Annotated in this window: 16 protein-coding genes; 9 read left to right on the forward strand and 7 right to left on the reverse strand. The window is 65.0% G+C overall.

The window, feature by feature from the left end:
* Positions 1-183: 183 nt before the first annotated feature.
* A complete protein-coding gene (locus R9B85_RS20990) occupies positions 184-1,074 on the reverse strand; it encodes a LysR family transcriptional regulator (RefSeq protein ID WP_112253295.1) in 891 nt (296 codons plus the stop codon).
* A gap of 102 nt (positions 1,075-1,176) precedes the next feature.
* On the opposite strand from R9B85_RS20990, the gene R9B85_RS20995 reads away from it, so the two are divergent.
* From R9B85_RS20995 to R9B85_RS21020, 6 genes are all read left to right on the forward strand, one after another.
* Entirely contained in the window at positions 1,177-2,256 is a 1,080-nt protein-coding gene (locus R9B85_RS20995) for an extracellular solute-binding protein (protein ID WP_112253294.1), read from the forward strand.
* A gap of 25 nt (positions 2,257-2,281) precedes the next feature.
* Positions 2,282-3,247, forward strand: a complete 966-nt coding sequence (speB, locus tag R9B85_RS21000) for an agmatinase (protein ID WP_112253293.1) — start codon at positions 2,282-2,284, stop codon at positions 3,245-3,247.
* Between the two features lie 226 nt (positions 3,248-3,473).
* A complete protein-coding gene (locus R9B85_RS21005) occupies positions 3,474-3,791 on the forward strand; it encodes a hypothetical protein (RefSeq protein ID WP_207878168.1) in 318 nt (105 codons plus the stop codon).
* 23 nt (positions 3,792-3,814) lie between these two features.
* Positions 3,815-4,963, forward strand: coding sequence for a PQQ-dependent sugar dehydrogenase (locus R9B85_RS21010; RefSeq protein WP_112253291.1), 1,149 nt, complete (start codon positions 3,815-3,817; stop codon positions 4,961-4,963).
* 204 nt (positions 4,964-5,167) lie between these two features.
* Positions 5,168-6,274: a cell division protein ZapE gene (zapE, locus tag R9B85_RS21015; RefSeq protein ID WP_375149569.1), complete on the forward strand. Its 1,107-nt coding sequence runs from the start codon at positions 5,168-5,170 to the stop codon at positions 6,272-6,274.
* Positions 6,275-6,288: 14 nt separating this feature from the next.
* Complete coding sequence (locus tag R9B85_RS21020) at positions 6,289-6,870, forward strand: DinB family protein (RefSeq protein WP_133970941.1); 582 nt, start codon at positions 6,289-6,291, stop codon at positions 6,868-6,870.
* Between the two features lie 31 nt (positions 6,871-6,901).
* On the opposite strand, the gene R9B85_RS21025 is transcribed toward R9B85_RS21020, so the two are convergent.
* The 4 genes from R9B85_RS21025 to yegQ all read right to left on the reverse strand — a co-directional run bounded on the left by R9B85_RS21025 (position 6,902) and on the right by yegQ (position 10,282).
* Entirely contained in the window at positions 6,902-7,900 is a 999-nt protein-coding gene (locus tag R9B85_RS21025) for an alpha/beta fold hydrolase (RefSeq protein WP_112253288.1), read from the reverse strand.
* Between the two features lie 75 nt (positions 7,901-7,975).
* A complete protein-coding gene (locus R9B85_RS21030) occupies positions 7,976-8,413 on the reverse strand; it encodes a YqaA family protein (RefSeq protein ID WP_207878164.1) in 438 nt (145 codons plus the stop codon).
* Positions 8,413-8,841: a DUF411 domain-containing protein gene (locus R9B85_RS21035; protein WP_112253307.1), complete on the reverse strand. Its 429-nt coding sequence runs from the start codon at positions 8,839-8,841 to the stop codon at positions 8,413-8,415. The genes R9B85_RS21030 and R9B85_RS21035 overlap by 1 nt, the downstream gene beginning before the upstream one ends.
* A gap of 106 nt (positions 8,842-8,947) precedes the next feature.
* Positions 8,948-10,282: a tRNA 5-hydroxyuridine modification protein YegQ gene (gene yegQ / locus R9B85_RS21040; RefSeq protein ID WP_112253286.1), complete on the reverse strand. Its 1,335-nt coding sequence runs from the start codon at positions 10,280-10,282 to the stop codon at positions 8,948-8,950.
* 133 nt (positions 10,283-10,415) lie between these two features.
* Between yegQ and R9B85_RS21045 the strand changes: the two genes are divergently transcribed.
* A complete protein-coding gene (locus tag R9B85_RS21045) occupies positions 10,416-11,480 on the forward strand; it encodes an AI-2E family transporter (protein WP_112253285.1) in 1,065 nt (354 codons plus the stop codon).
* A 43-nt stretch (positions 11,481-11,523) separates the two neighbouring features.
* Here R9B85_RS21045 and phnX read toward each other — a convergent pair whose 3' ends face one another.
* Complete coding sequence (gene phnX, locus R9B85_RS21050) at positions 11,524-12,351, reverse strand: phosphonoacetaldehyde hydrolase (RefSeq protein ID WP_207878163.1); 828 nt, start codon at positions 12,349-12,351, stop codon at positions 11,524-11,526.
* 34 nt (positions 12,352-12,385) lie between these two features.
* Positions 12,386-13,492 (reverse strand): 2-aminoethylphosphonate--pyruvate transaminase, encoded by a 1,107-nt coding sequence (locus tag R9B85_RS21055; protein WP_423770536.1) that lies wholly within the window; start codon positions 13,490-13,492, stop codon positions 12,386-12,388.
* Between the two features lie 357 nt (positions 13,493-13,849).
* Between R9B85_RS21055 and R9B85_RS21060 the strand changes: the two genes are divergently transcribed.
* Complete coding sequence (locus R9B85_RS21060; protein WP_112253282.1) at positions 13,850-14,713, forward strand: LysR substrate-binding domain-containing protein; 864 nt, start codon at positions 13,850-13,852, stop codon at positions 14,711-14,713.
* A gap of 54 nt (positions 14,714-14,767) precedes the next feature.
* Entirely contained in the window at positions 14,768-15,787 is a 1,020-nt protein-coding gene (locus R9B85_RS21065) for an AraC family transcriptional regulator (protein WP_207878162.1), read from the forward strand.
* Positions 15,788-15,812: the final 25 nt, after the last annotated feature.

Consider the following 15,812-nt stretch of genomic DNA (forward strand, 5'->3'; position numbering starts at 1 on the left):
TGTGGGAGCGGCCTTGTGTCGCGAAAGGGGTGCGAAGCGCCCCCAGGATTTCAGCTTTGCAGCACATATTGCCGGGGCCGCTTTGCGGCCCTTTCGCGGCACAAGGCCGCTCCTACAGAGACCGCACATGCCTGAGGAAGTCGCGGTCCCTGTGGGAGCGGGTTTACCCGCGAAGAGGCCCGGTCAGGCAAACGCCGCCAGTAAATCCTGCGCAAACGCCTGCTGTGCCTCGCCAACCACCTGCGCCCGGTGCCTGGCCAGGGTAAACGGCACCACGAAGTCCAGCCCAGGGTTCAGCGCCCACAGCAGCCCCTCAGCCTCCCACGCTTGCGCGCAGTGGCACGGCAGATAACCAATATGCCGCCCCGACAGAATGAACGTCAGCACGCTCTCGATCTGCTCCGCCACCGCCATGCTGCGCTGGCTCTGGAACGGCTCGCCGCCCTTTAAAAACCGGTACGGATGGCGCACCTGGTCCATCGCCGACAACCGCTCCCGCCCAACGCCAGCCTCACCGAACAGCACATGGCCCTTGCCGCAATACAGCCGTTGCCGTTCCTCGAACAGCGGCTGGTAATCGAAGGCTGCCTGGTTGCCGGAAAAGTAGCTGATGGCGTAATCCAACCGCTGCTCCAGCAACAACCGCTCCAGCTCCGCCGGCGGCGCACTGATCAGCTCCAGCTGCACCGCCTCCTCGCGCCTGCGAAACGCGGCAATGGCCGCCGCCAGCTTCAGGCTCACCGCCTTGTCCTGGTTCTCCGCCATGCCTAGGCGCACGGTCCCCAGCAGCCGCCCGGCAACGCCATTGGCCTGCTGGCGAAACTGTTCGATGTTCAGCAACAAGCCACGGGCGGCGTCCAGCAACAACGTGCCTTTCTCCGTCAGGTGAAAACCGCCCTTGCCGCGACTGCACAGGCGGTAACCCAGCCGCGCTTCCAGCTGCGCCATGCGCTGACTGATGGTGGGCTGGCTCAGGCCCAGCACCCCTTGCGCGGCGCTGAAGCCACCGGCCTCGACTACAGTGACGAACAGCCGCAGCAGGTGCAGGTCGGGGTCATGCACTTGTCCGAGCATTACATTGCTCCTGATGAATGTCAGCTTTGCAAACTTGCCATTTCAGCAATGTAACCCGGCTGGCATGCTCGCGGCATCCACCCATTTGCCGAGGTGTCCGCCATGCGTCGATCGTTGTGCCTGCTGTCCCTGGTCCTGGCCTTGCCGCTGCAGGCCGAAGAAAAGGTCGTCAACCTCTACAGCTGGGCCGACTATGTCGCCCCGCAAACTCTCCAGCGCTTCGAGCAGGAAACCGGCTACAAGGTGCGCTACGACACCTTCGATACCACCGAAGTGCTGGAAACCAAGCTGCTGACCGGTGGCAGCGGCTATGACGTGGTGGTGCCGTCGTCGGCGGTGCTGGCCCGGGCGCTCAAGGCCAACGCCCTGCAGCCGCTCGACCCCCAGGCCATGCCCGGCTATGCCAACCTCGACAAGGACCTGCTGGCCAAGCTCGCCGAGGCCGACCCCGGCAACCGCCATGCCGTGCCCTACACCTGGGGCACCTTGGGCCTGGGGGTGAATGTGGAGGCTGTGCGCCAACGCCTGGGGGATGTGCCGCTGGACAGCCTCGACCTGCTGTTCAAGCCTGAGTACGCCAGCCGGCTGAAGGACTGCGGCATCGCCATGCCCGACTCGCCCCAGGAGGTGATCGGCGTGGCCCTGAACTACCTGGGCAAGGACCCTTACAGCCAAGACAAGGACGACCTGGCCGCCGCGCAGAACCTGCTGAGCCAGCTGCAGCCGTCGATCAGCTACGTCGCCAATGGCCGGCAGATCAGCGACCTGGCAAACGGTAGCGTGTGCCTGGCGCTGACCTACAACGGCGATGCGGCGATGGCCGCCGACCAGGCGCGCCGTGCCGGCAAACCGTTCGAGCTGATCTACCGCATCCCCCGCGAAGGCACGCTGGTGTGGCAGGACAACCTGGTCATTCCCAAGGACGCCCCGCACCCCGAGGCCGCGCGGGCGTTCATCGCCTTCATGCTCAAGCCCGAGTCGGTGGCCGCGCTGACCAACACGCTGTTCTTCGCCAACGCCAACCAGGCGGCCACGCCGTTGGTGGACGAAGCGGTACGCAACGACCCGGACATCTACCCGTCGGCCGCAGTACGCCAGCGCCTGTATGCCGACCGCAGCATGGCCCTGGCCGACCTGCGCCAGCGCAACCGCCTGTGGACCGCGTTCCGCAGCCGCCAGTAACCAATAACGACAAAGGAGCCCGACCGTGGAGCAAGCCGCAAACAACGACCAGGCCATCACCCGCGACAGCCTTTATGGCACCGCTGCGGAAAGTACCTACGCAGGCATTACCAGTTTCTCCCGCCGCCGTTACAGCCGCGACCTGCGTGGTGTCGATGTGGTGGTCAGCGGTGTGCCGTTCGATACTGCCACCAGCAACCGCCCCGGTGCGCGCTTCGGCCCACGGGCGATTCGCGCCGCCTCGGTGCAGCAGGCCTGGGCCCGGCACTGGCCGTGGGCGTTCGACCCGTTCGACCACCTGGCGGTGATCGACTATGGCGATTGCGCCTTCGACAGCGGCACCCCGCAGTCGGTACCGGACAGCATCGAGGCCCATGCCACGCATATTCTGGAAGCAGGCTGCGCCATGCTCACCCTGGGCGGCGACCATTTCATCAGCTACCCGCTGCTCAAGGCCCATGCCCGCCGCCATGGCCCGCTGGCGCTGATCCACTTCGATGCGCACAGCGACACCTGGCCGGACGAGGAAGGCAAGCGCATCGACCACGGCACCATGTTCTGGCATGCGGCCCGCGAAGGCCTGGTGGACCCGGCCAGCTCGGTGCAGATCGGCCTGCGCACCACCAATGACGACAGCCAGGGCTTTGCCATCCTCGACGCCCGCCAGGTGCATCGGCAGGGCACCGAGGCGGTGATCGCGGCGATTCGCCAGCGGGTGGGCGAGCGGCCGGTGTACCTGACCTTCGATATCGACTGCCTCGATCCGGCCTATGCGCCCGGTACCGGCACACCGGTGTGCGGCGGGCTGAGCACGGTGCAGGCGCTGGAGATCCTCGGCGGGCTGCGCGGCATCAACCTGGTGGGCATGGACCTGGTGGAGGTGGCGCCAGCCTATGACCATGCCGATATCACCGCGCTGGCGGGGGCCACCCTGGCGATGGAAATGCTGTGCCTGTATGCGGCGCGGCACAAGGTGGACAAGGGCCAGTAACCTGGGGCCGCTTTGCAGCCCATCGCGACACAAGGCCGCTCCTACAGGTAATCGCATACCCCTGTAGGAGCGGCCTTGTGTCGCGATGGGCTGCAAAGCAGCCCCCAGGGCCCATACTGAAACATCAGGAATCATCTCCACCCGCATTCACACTTTTGCCGCGAACCCTTCGCGCCTTAGGCTATCAAACCCACCAGGCGCGGCATTCTCGTACAGGAGGTGAAGCATGACCCCGACATTGCCCATCCTGGCCCTCGGCCTGGTGCTGTGGTTGCCCGCGCAAGCAGCCCCGGAGCTGCCCGTGCAACTCGCCGCCGGCAACAACAACCCCTATAACAGCCCGATCCAGCGCGCCAACCCCAACAGCCGCCAGGGCAGCATGCCGGCCGCACCTCCCGTGCGCGGCCCATCCACCGACCCATACCAGCGCACGCCCACCCTGGACAACCGCGGCATTGGCAACGGCGACAACCTGCGCCGCCAGCAGCAAACCCCGAGCCTGGAGCCCACCCGACCACCTCGCGACAACCCGCGCGCGCCATGAGCGCCCTACGAAAGGAATCCTGCATGCTTCGAGCACCCTGGCTTGTAACCCTGACCGCCGCCGCACTCCTGCCCCTGCTGGCGCAGGCGGCGGCCGAACAGCAGCTGCGCAGTGAAGAAGGCACCTTGACCGTCAGCACAGTGGCCGACGGCCTGCGCAACCCCTGGGCTTTGGCGTTCCTGCCGGGTGGCAAGGACATGCTGGTCACCGAGCGCGCCGGCAACTTGCGGGTGGTCAATGCCGAAGGCAAGGTCGGCCCACCGATCAGCGGTGTGCCCAAGGTCTGGGCCGAGGGCCAGGGCGGCCTGCTGGATGTGGTGCTGTCGCCGGAGTTCGCCAAGGACCGTACCGTGTACCTGTCCTACGCCGAAGAGGGCAGTGACGGCAAGGCTGGCACGGCGGTCGGCCGTGGCCAGTTGTCCCAGGACCGCGCCCGGCTGGAAAACTTCAACGTCATTTTCCGCCAGCAGCCCAAGCTGTCGGAGGGCAACCACTTCGGCTCGCGCCTGGTGTTCGACCGCGACGGTTACCTGTTCATCGCCCTCGGCGAGAACAACCAGCGCCCGACTGCCCAGGACCTGGACAAGCTGCAAGGCAAGATCGTGCGTATTTTGCCGGACGGCGAAGTGCCCAGGGACAACCCCTTCGTCGGCAAGGACAACGTACGGCCGGAGATCTGGTCGTTCGGCCACCGCAACCAGCAAGGCGCCGCACTCAACCCGTGGACCGGCAAGCTGTGGACCCACGAACACGGCCCGCGCGGTGGCGACGAGATCAACATTCCCGAGCCCGGGAAGAACTACGGCTGGCCGGTTGCGACCCACGGCATCAACTACTCGCTTCTGCCGATCCCCGAGGCCAAGGGCAAGCATGTGCAGGGTATGGTCGACCCGCACCATGTGTGGGAGAAGTCGCCGGGTATCAGCGGCATGGCCTTCTACGACAGCCCCACGTTCAAGGCCTGGGACCACAACCTGTTCATTGGCGCGCTGGCCACCCAGGAGCTGATCCGCCTGCAGCTGGATGGCGACAAGGTGGTGCATGAAGAGCGTTTGCTGGGTGAGTTGAAGTCGCGTATCCGCGATGTGCGGGTGGGGCCGGATGGTTACCTGTATGTGCTGACCGATGACAAGGACGGCGCGCTGCTCAAGGTAGGCCTGGGCGACGCTTGATCACCACTGTTGTACGCGGCCCCTGTGGGAGCGGGCGTGTCGAGGCGTCGAACCGCCGCGAAGCAGGCGCCGCGGTGGATGGCACGGGCTTCGCCCGTGTTCGCGGGCACGCCCGCTCCCACAGGGATCGCCGCAGCCTTTTGAATTTGGGTAATACCGTTGTTCCCACAAGGTCCGCGGTGTGTCAGCCGTGTAGAATGCCGCATGGCTATCGATCCCCACTCCCTCTACCAGCAGGCCCTGACCACCCAGGGCTATGTCGCCGACCCTGCCCAGGCCTGCGCTGTCGAGGCCTTGCAGGTCTGCTTCCAGGCCCTCGAACAGGGCCGCCCAACCCAGGGTATCTACCTGTGGGGCCCGGTCGGCCGGGGCAAGACCTGGCTGATGGACCAGTTTCACCGCTGCCTGCGGGTACCCAGCCGGCGCCAGCACTTCCACCACTTCATGGCCTGGGTCCACCAGCGCCTGTTTCAGCTCAACGGCACTGCCGACCCGCTGCTGGCGCTGGCCGGGGAACTGGCCGGGCAGATTCGCGTGCTGTGCTTCGACGAACTGTTCGTCAACGACATCGGTGACGCGATCATCCTCGGCCGCCTGTTCCAGGTATTGTTCGACCAAGGCGTGGTGATCGTCGCCACCTCCAACCAGCCACCCGAGCAGCTGTACCGCGACGGCTTCAACCGCGAGCGTTTCCTGCCGGCCATTGCCGCCATCCAGCGGCACATGCAGGTGCTGCCGGTAGCCGGCGAGCAGGACCACCGCCTGCACCCCGGCGCCGAGCGCCAGCGTTACTGGGTGGCGCAAGCGGGGCAGGCCAGCCAGCTGGACGAGGTGTTCCGCCAGCTCAGCCCCGGCGATGCAGGCCAAGACCAGCCCTTGGCGATCGGCTCCCGGCAGGTGCAGGTGGTGCGGCGCAGCGCGCAGGCCATCTGGTGCCGCTTCACCGACCTGTGCGAGCAGCCGCTGGCAGCCATGGAGTTCATGGCCCTGTGCGACCGGTTCCCGGCCATTCTGGTGTCGGGCATTCCGACGCTGGGTGGGGAGCAGCGGGCCGGGCGCATTGCCCGGGGCACCGAGGATGCTGCGGCGCGGGTGGTGGCGGGCGACCGCGAGCTGCCGGCGCTGTCGCCCAAGGACGACGCGGTGCGCCGCTTCATTGCCCTGGTCGACGAATGCTACGACCGGCGGGTGGCGTTGTACCTGGAGGCACAGGTGCCGCTGGATGCGCTCTACACTCAAGGGTATCTGGCGTTCCCGTACCAACGGACCCTGAGCCGGCTACGGGAGATGCAACTGCAACGCTTCGCCTGAAAAGGAGCCGAACCATGGAGCCGTTGTCGCATCATCTGCTGACCCAGGCCTACAACAATGGCTGGGCCAACCACCGCCTGTACAAGGCCTGCCTGCAACTGACCCAGGACGAATTCGTCGCACCCCGCTGCAGCTTTTTCCCCTCGATCAAAGCCACCCTCAACCACCTGCTGACGGTGGACTGGTTCTACCTGCACATGCTCGAGTGCGAGCAGCGTGGCGAGCAGCCCGACGCCGACGGCGAGCGCTTCTTCGAGCCGGAACAGCCGTTTGCCACCTGCACCGACCTGCATGCCGAACAGGCCCAGGCCGACCACCGGCTGATCGCCTATTGCCGCGGCCTGCGCGACGGTGAACTGGGGCGCTATGTAAGCATCGTGCGCCCCGAGCGGGTGCAGCGCGAGCAACGGCTGCGGCTGTTGGCGCACCTGTTCGAGCACCAGGTGCATCACCGTGGGCAGGTGCATGCGATGCTCAGTGACACGGCAGTGAGGCCGCCGCAGCTGGATGAGTTTTTCTGTGAAGAAGAGGCAGGGTTGCGGGCGGTGGACTTTGCCGAGCTGGGCTGGACAGAGGAGCAGGTCTGGAAAGTGTAGGGGGCCGTAAAGCGGCCCCCCGCCTATTGGCTCACTTGCCCAACCACTCCACCAGCGTACGGTTGAACCGCACCGGCTCCTCGATCTGCGGCGCATGCCCCATGCCTTCAAAGGTAATCAGCTCACCCTTGGGAATCAGCTTGGCCACCTGCGGCCCCAGCTCTGCATACTTGCCCAGCTTCGCTTTCACCTCTGGCGGCGCGATATCACTGCCGATGGCCGTGGTGTCCTGGTCACCGATCAGCAGCAGGGTGGGCATCTGCAGGTCCTTGAATTCGTGGTACACCGGCTGGGTGAAGATCATGTCGTAGATCAGCGCCGAGTTCCACGCCACCGCTTCATGCCCTGGCCCCTTGTTCAGGCCCACCAGCATCTGCACCCAGCGCTCGTACTCCGGCTTCCAGCGCCCGGCGTAGTAGGTCTTGCGCTCATACTCGCGCACGCCTTCGGCATCCAGCTTGAGTTCGCGCGCATACCACTGGTCCACCGTGCGGTAGGGCACGCCCAGGGCTTTCCAGTCTTCCAGCCCGATGGGGTTGACCATCGCCAGGCGCTCTACCTGCTGCGGGTACATCAGCGCATAGCGGGTGGCGAGCATGCCGCCGGTGGAGTGGCCAAGCACGATGCTTTGCTTCACGCCCAGTTGTTCGAGCAGGGCATGGGTGTTGCTCGCCAGTTGCTGGAAGCTGTACTGGTAATGGGCTGGTTTGCTGGAGCTGCAGAAGCCGACCTGGTCGGGGGCGATGACCCGGTAGCCGGCCTTGCTCAGGGCATCGATGGTGGTTTCCCAGGTGGCGGCGCAGAAGTTCTTGCCGTGCATCAGCACCACGCTGTGGCCGTTGGCCTGGCCCTGGGCGGGTACGTCCATATAGCCCATCTGCAGGGCCTGGCCCTGGGTCTTGAAGTCGAAATGCTTGAGCGGATGCGGGTAGCTGAAGCCCTCTAGCTGGGGGCCATAGGTGGGCGATTCGGCAGCGATGGCCGAACTGCCGGCGAGGCAGGCCAGGGCCAGGGCGGTTGCGCGCAGCATGGGGGCACTCCGTGTAGGGCCATGTAGGAAGGGGCGACTGTAACAGCCAGTGGACCACGCGGAACGTGAAAGGTGTTACCAGGCGTGAAACCAGCCCAGGGTAATCATCGCCAGCACCCCATAACGGCCGGCCTTGGCCAGGGTCACCAGCAGCAGGAAGCGCCAGAACGGCTCACGCATGATGCCCGCGATCAGCGTCAGCGGGTCGCCGATCACCGGCATCCAGCTGAGCAGCAGCGACCATTGCCCCCAGCGCTGGTAGCGCTGTTGCGCGCGCTCTAGCTGGGCAGGGCTGAACGGGAACCAGCGCTTGTCGCGCAGGTGCTCGATGGCCCGCCCCAGCACCCAGTTGAGCACCGAGCCCAGCACATTGCCCAGGGTAGCCACCAGCAGCAGGGTGGTCCAGGCTTCGGGCTGGCGCAGCAAAAGGCCGACCAGCACGGCCTCCGATTGCAGCGGTAGCAGGGTGGCGGCACCGAAGGCGCTGAGGAACAGCGCCCAAAGGCTGAGCATCAGTAGTTGGCGACCACGGTGTCCTTGCCGTCCTGGGTCACGCCGATGACCTGGTAGGCATCCTTGTGGTCACCCATTTCCATGCCGGGCGAGCCCATGGGCATGCCCGGCACGGCCAGGCCCTTGAGGTCGTTGCGCTTGGCCAGCAGGCGCACCTGCTCGGCCGGCACGTGGCCTTCGACGAACTTGCCGTCGATCATCCCGGTATGGCACGACGCCAGGCGTGGCGCCACGCCCAGGCGTTGCTTCACCTCGCTCATGTTCGGCTCGACATGGTCGTTCACGGTGAAACCGTTGTCGCGCAAGTGGCTGATCCAGGCCTTGCAGCATCCGCAGTTGGGGTCGCGGTAGACGTCGATGGTCTCGGCGGCCTGGGCCAGGCCAGTGACGGCCAGCAGGCCCAGGGTCAGCAAGTGTTTGCGCAGCATGGTGAAGCACTCCTTCCAGCGGTAGTTCAGCAGCATAGCGTAAGCGGCTTGCACGATGTTCGCCGCTGGCACCTGTCAGGTACCTGAGGCGCACATTACAGGTTTGTCAGCTGGCCGCCTCGTCGGTGCCGAGGTCGCGCATCAGCAAGGCGTAGTCGAGCGTGACCTGCTCCGGAATCGGCAGGTACACCACGTGGCCGTCACCCGGAGCCACCTCGATGGCCTGCTGCTGGCGGTCGCACAGGCGGTGCAGGTCGAAGTGGTAGTTGCCGCGCGGGGTCATCAGCTCCAGGTGGTCACCCACGGCGAAGCGGTTTTTCACCTTGACCTCGGCCAGGCCGTCGACGCGCACCCCGGTCAGTTCGCCAACGAACTGCTGGCGCTCGGACACCGAGTTGCCGCGCTGGTAGTTCTGGTATTCGTCGTGCACGTGGCGGCGCAGGAAGCCTTCGGTGTAACCGCGTTGGGCCAGGGATTCGAGGTTGTCCATCAGGGCGCGGTCGAATGGCCGCCCGGCCACCGCGTCGTCGATCGCCTGGCGGTATGACTGCACGGTACGGGAGCAGTAGAAGTGCGACTTGGTGCGGCCTTCGATTTTCAGCGAGTGCACGCCCATGGCCGCCAGGCGCCCGACGTGCTGGATGGCGCGAAGATCCTTGGCATTCATGATGTAGGTGCCGTGCTCGTCTTCGAACGCCGGCATTTCGGTACCGGGGCGGTTGCTTTCCTGCAGCAGGAATACCTGCTCGGTGGGGGCGCCCAGGCCCAGGGTCGGCTGCACTTCGCGCACGATGTCGCCGTTGGCGTTCTCGGTGGCCGGGGTGGCGTCATACTTCCAGCGGCAGGCGTTGGTGCAGGTGCCCTGATTGGCATCACGCTTGTTGAGGTAGCCCGACAGCAGGCAACGGCCGGAGTAGGCCATGCACAGGGCACCGTGAACGAACACCTCCAGCTCCATGTCCGGCACCTGCTGGCGGATTTCCTCGATCTCTTCGAGCGACAGCTCGCGCGACAGGATCACCCGGCTCAGGCCCAGTTGCTGCCAGAACTGCACGCTGGCCCAGTTGACCGTGTTGGCCTGCACCGACAGGTGCACCGGCATCTGCGGGAAGTGCTGGCGTACCAGCATGATCAGGCCTGGGTCGGACATGATCAGCGCGTCCGGTGCCATCTCGATCACTGGTGCCAGGTCCTTGAGGAAGGTCTTGAGCTTGGCATTGTGCGGGGCAATGTTGACCACCACGTAGAAGCGCTTGCCCAAGGCATGCGCCTCCTGGATGCCCAGGGCCAGGTTGGCATGGTCGAACTCGTTGTTGCGCACCCGCAAGCTGTAGCGTGGCTGGCCGGCGTAGACCGCGTCGGCGCCATACGCGAAGGCGTAGCGCATGGTCTTGAGGGTGCCGGCGGGGGCCAGCAGTTCGGGCTTGGCGATAAGGGTCATGTGCGCACCGGAGCGAAAGGCGCGGATGCTAGGGTTGGCAGACACGGCGCGTATTGATTTGCATCAAGGGAATGGCGGCACTTTTGCCCAGGTGCGGTGCACTAATAACGCATAAGCCATGCGAGGACCCGCAATGAACCAGACCGCCCTGCAGAACAAAGCCCTGGCAGTACTGCTGGCGCTGGTGACCATAGCTTTCATCTGGATCCTGCTGCCGTACTACGGTGCGATCTTCTGGGCGGTGATACTCGGCATCCTGTTCGCCCCGCTGCAGCGCCACCTGCTGCTGCGTTTCGGCCGCCGGCGCAACCTGGCCGCAGCGACCACCTTGCTGGTGTGCCTGCTGGTGGCGATCCTGCCGGTGATCATCACCAGCGCGCTGCTGGTGCAGGAGGGAGCCGCCCTGTACCAGCGCATCGAGCACGGGGAGCTGGACATTGCCGGTTATGTCGAGCGCGGCAAGGAGATGCTGCCGGCGTTTGCCCAGCAGGGCCTGGACAGCATGGGCATGGGCAACCTCGACGGGCTGCGCGACAAGATCAGCAAGTGGGCCACCCAGGGCAGCCAGGTGTTGGCCAGCCAGGCGTTCAACTTCGGTCAGGGAACGTTTGAGTTCGTGATCAGCTTCGGCATCATGATGTACCTGTTGTTCTTCTTCCTGCGCGAAGGCGCGGAGGTGGCCCGCCAGGTGCGTCTGGCAGTGCCGCTGCCCGAGCAGCAGAAGCGCCGTTTGCAGTTGAAGTTTAACCGTGTGGTGCGGGCGACGGTGAAAGGCAACGTGCTGGTGGCCATTACCCAGGGGGCATTGGGCGGTTTCATCTTCTGGGTGCTGGATATCCCGAGTGCGCTGGTGTGGGCGGTGCTGATGGCGTTTCTGTCGCTGCTGCCGGCGGTAGGGGCAGGGATCGTGTGGGCACCGGTGGCGGCGTATTTCCTGTTGACCGGGGCGATATTGTCGGGGGTGATCCTGACCGCGTTTGGCGTGCTGGTGATCGGCCTGGTGGACAATTTGTTGCGGCCGATTTTGGTGGGCAAGGACACGCGCATGCCGGACTACCTGATTCTGGTGTCGACGCTGGGCGGGCTGGCGGTGTTCGGGCTCAACGGTTTCGTGATCGGGCCGTTGATCGCGGCGCTGTTTGTGTCGAGCTGGGCGATCTTCGCGGCGACCAAGCCCCAGGTGCAGTTGCCGGAGTAGGGGTGGGCCTTCATGGGGCCGCAAAGCGGCCCCAGTGGCCGGGTCAGGATGTTTGCGGCATCTCACCCTGGGCCAGGCGCCGGTTGATGTCGGCGATCACTTCGGGCAGTTCGTTGATGGTGTCTATCAGATAGTGCGGTCGAGAGCCGGCGAACAGGGCGTGGATGCGCTGGCGCTCGCTTTCCAGCTTCTCGGCGCTAAGCGCGCGGTAGCCTTCCCAGGTCAGCCCCAGGGCATTGCCCGAGCACACCAGGGCCACGGTCCACATGCCGGCGCGGCGGCCTTCGAGGATGCCCGGCACGGTGTCGTCGACCTTCACGCAGGCCGCCACATCGTCGATACCCAGCGCAATCACGTTGGCCAGGGCCTGGGCCGGCCATGGGCGGCCGTTCGGGGTTTCGTCGGTGGCCACCACATGGTCGGCCACATAGCCGTTCTGCGCGGCCAGCTCCACCACCTTGTCCATCACCACCTTCGGGTAACCCGAGCAAGAGCCGATCTTCAGGCCGTCCTGGCGCAGCCCGGTGAGGGTGTCCAGGGCGCCGGGGATCAGTGCCGAGTGCACGGCGATCTTCTCGATCTGCAGCGGCATGAAGCGGTTGTAGATCGCGGTGACATCATCGTCGGTCGGGGTACGGCCGAACACCTTGCGGTAGCGCTCGGCAATTTCCGGCACATTGCACAGGGTGCGGATGTGGTCCCACTTGCCCATGCCCATCGGGCCGCGGGCTTCTTCGATGGACACCTGCACATCGAATTCGGCAAAGGCTTCGACAAAGATCTGGGTCGGGGCGAAGGAGCCGAAGTCGACCACGGTGCCGGCCCAGTCGAGGATGGCGGCTTGCAGCTGCGTTGGGTTGCTGTAGTTCATGTGCGCGTGTTCCTGAAATTGGGTGGGCAAAGGGTCAGATATCCAGCACTTCCATTTCCCGCAGCACTTCGGCCACGGCATTCACGGCAGCCTGCATGCCATCGGCTCCGACCACGCCGATGCAGCCGACACGGAAGGTTTCCACCTGGGTCAGCTTGCCCGGGTAGAGGATGAAGCCCTTGGCCTTGACCCGCTCGTAGAAGTCCTTGAACTGATAGCGGGGATCCTTCGGTGCGTGGAAGGTGACGATGATCGGCGCCTGGATATCGGCAGGCAGGAAGCTGCGCAGGCCGATGGCGGCCATGCCGTCGAGCAGGGTCTTGCAGTTGTCGGCGTAGCGCTGGTGGCGCGCTGGCAGGCCACCTTCCTCGTTGTATTGCTGCAGCGCCTCGTGCAGGGCAGCGACCACGTGGGTCGGCGGGGTGAAGCGCCACTGGCCGGTCTTGGCCATGTAGGCGTGCTGGTCGTGCAGGTCCATGGCCAGCGAGTGGGCGTTGCCTTCGGCGGCGGCCAGGGCGGTTTTCTCGGCGAAGACGAAGCCCATGCCGGGTACGCCTTCCAGGCATTTGCCGGAGGCGGCAATCAGCGCCTCGAAGGGGATCGCGCGGGCATCGATCGGCAGTGCGCCGAACGAGCTCATGGCGTCGATGATCAGGCGCTTGCCGTGGCCTTTGATCACCTGGGCGATCTCGGGCAGCGGGTTGAGGATACCGGTGCTGGTTTCGCAGTGGATCAGCGCGACATGGGTGATGGTCGGGTCGGCGGCCAGCAGGCGGTCGACGTCGGCGGCGGTGGTCGGTTGGTCTTCGGCGGTTTCGAAGGTGCTGTAGTTGCGGCCCAGTACCTTGCAGATCTTTGCCAGGCGCTGGCCATAAGCGCCATTGATCAGGACCAGAACCTTGCCATCACGTGGCACCAGGGTGCCTATCGCGGCTTCCACGGCGAAGGTGCCGCTGCCCTGCAGAGGCACGCAGTGGTGGCTGGCGCTGCCATCGATGATGGCCAGCAGTTGCTCGCAGACACTGGCAGTCAGTTGGTTGAAGTCGCGGTCCCAGGAGCCCCAGTCCACCAGCATGGCTTGGCGGGTGCGGATTGATGTGGTCAGGGGACCGGGAGTCAGCAGAATCGGGGCGTTGCTCATTCCGTTATTCCTCACAAGCGGTGGGCTGAAACTACGGGGCCTAGGTTGCAATTGGCGCTGTCATCAATCAAATTGTTTGTTGTTATCCGAGCTATAAGTCGTGCCGATAAATGGCCCCGCGTTCCTCTGCTTTACGCCTGTTTCCCTCGACGATTTCATCGCGCAGCACCTGCCTGCCTGGCCAGTCAGAAGCAACTGGCCACGTTTACCGGTCCACCTGTCATACGTGCTATCGCGCTCATTCGAGAAGCAGTTGGTACCTGGCCACACATGCCTTCGCTGATTGCCCTTGCTAGCTGACGCCCTCATCAGTCAAATTGCTCGCAGACAATTCGAGCATTAGCCAGGCCTATGTCCATGAACCTGTTCCAGTTGCGTGCTTTCGACGCGGTAGCCCGTGAAGGCAGTTTTACCCGCGCCGCCGCACGCCTGTTCATCAGCCAGCCGGCGGTGACCGGTCACATCAAGGCGCTGGAGGAGCATTATCAGATTACCTTGCTGCGGCGCACGGCCCGCCGGGTGGAGCTGACAGAAGAGGGCACCCGCCTGGCAGCCATCACGCGGGCCATGTTCAGCCTCGCCGACGAAGCGCAAGCCATGCTCGAAGCCAACCGGCAACTACTGACCGGGCGTCTGGAAGTGGCCGCCGACGGCCCGCATCGGGTCATGCCGATGCTGGCAATACTGCGCGAGCGCTACCCGGGTATCACCGTCAATCTGCGGCTGGGCAATGCCCAGGAAACCCTGGCCGCGTTGCTCGGTGAACATGCCGATGTCGCCGTGCTGACCGAGATCGAACCGCGCAAGGGCTTGCATTTGCAGAGCCTTTGCCAGTCACGCCTGTGTGCCTTGCTGCCAGTGGGGCATGCCTGGGCGGCAGAGCAGGGCGACCTGCCGCTGACAGCGCTTCATCAGCAGATCATGGTACTGCGCGAGCCCAGTTCCACTACCCGCCGCACGTTCGACAAGGCCTGCCTGGCGGCGACGGTGCAGCCGCGCGTACTGCTGGAGCTGGACAGCCGCGAAGCGGTCACCGAGGCAGTGGCAGCGGAACTTGGCATTGGCGTGGTTTCGTCCACCGAGGTCGCCAGTGACCCGCGGGTGGTCGCCCGGCCCCTGGCCGGGCAGGGGCTGGTCAACCAGCACCTGGTCGGCTGCCTGGAGCGGCGCCGGGAACTGCGCCTGATCCAGGCTTTTCTGGGGCTGGCGGCAACACTCTGATGGCGGTTGCCCAAGGTGGCCGTAACTACCGAGATCAAGCCGACGGGACGGCCGATGAGCGAAAAAGACACCATCTCCATGCACCTGGTGCGTGAGGCACTTTTACAAACCTGCCCGGCCGGCGAGCCTGACAGGGGTTTGCTGACGCGCGCCGGTATCGACGCCGACCAGTTGCACCAGCCGGATGCGCGCGTTGGGGCGCAGGCCTATGCCCGGCTCTGGCGCCTGCTGGCGCGGCGTTGCAACGATGAGTTTTTTGCCATGGACCCGCGCGGCTTGCGCAATGGCAGCCTGGCGTTCATGTGCCGGGCCAGCATGGCGCAACCTACCCTCGGCGCCGGTCTGGAAACGGCCCTGGCCTTTTTGTCATTGATGCTGCAGGACCTGCAACCGGCCCTGGTGCGTCAGCAGGGCTTGGCCGAGATCGTGATCAACGAACCCCGCGATCAACCCCGCCGGGCGTTTACCTATTTCACCTTCTGGATGATCGTGCATGGTGTTGCGTGCTGGTTGGCCGGGCGACGCATTCCGATACTGGCCATCGACCTGCGTTGCAGCGCGCCGCCATTTTGCGAAGACTATCGCGTGATGTTCTCGGACAACCTGCACTTCGAGCGGCCATTGACCCGGCTGGTAATGGCGGCAGACGGCCTCGACCAGCCGCCGCGTCGTACCGAAGAAGAGCTGCAGCGCTTTCTTGCCGAAGCGCCGGGCAATATCCTGGTGAAATACCGTGACCCAGCCAGCCTGGGCCTGCGTATCCGGAGCGATCTATTGGGCCTGGACCCTGGCCGTTGGCCCGACAGCGACAGCCTGGCAAGGCGTCTGTGCTTGTCACCTTCCACCTTGCGCCGTCGCCTGGCTGAAGAAGGGCAGTCGTATCAAGGCCTTAAAGACAGCGTCCGGCGCGAGCTCGCCATTGCCTGGTTGAGCCAGCCACAGCCAGGCATGGTTGAAATTGCCGAGCGCCTGGGGTTTGCCGACAGCAGCTCGTTCTACAAGGCATTTCGCAAATGGTTTGGCTGCAACCCTGGGCAATATCGCGAGCAGACCCAGGCCCGCGGCAGGCGTTGACGGGCTGTTGAAGGCTAGCGGGTGA

Origin of the sequence: Pseudomonas sp. NLJ1 (genome assembly GCF_049486705.1) — a bacterium.
Lineage (GTDB): Bacteria > Pseudomonadota > Gammaproteobacteria > Pseudomonadales > Pseudomonadaceae > Aquipseudomonas > Aquipseudomonas inefficax.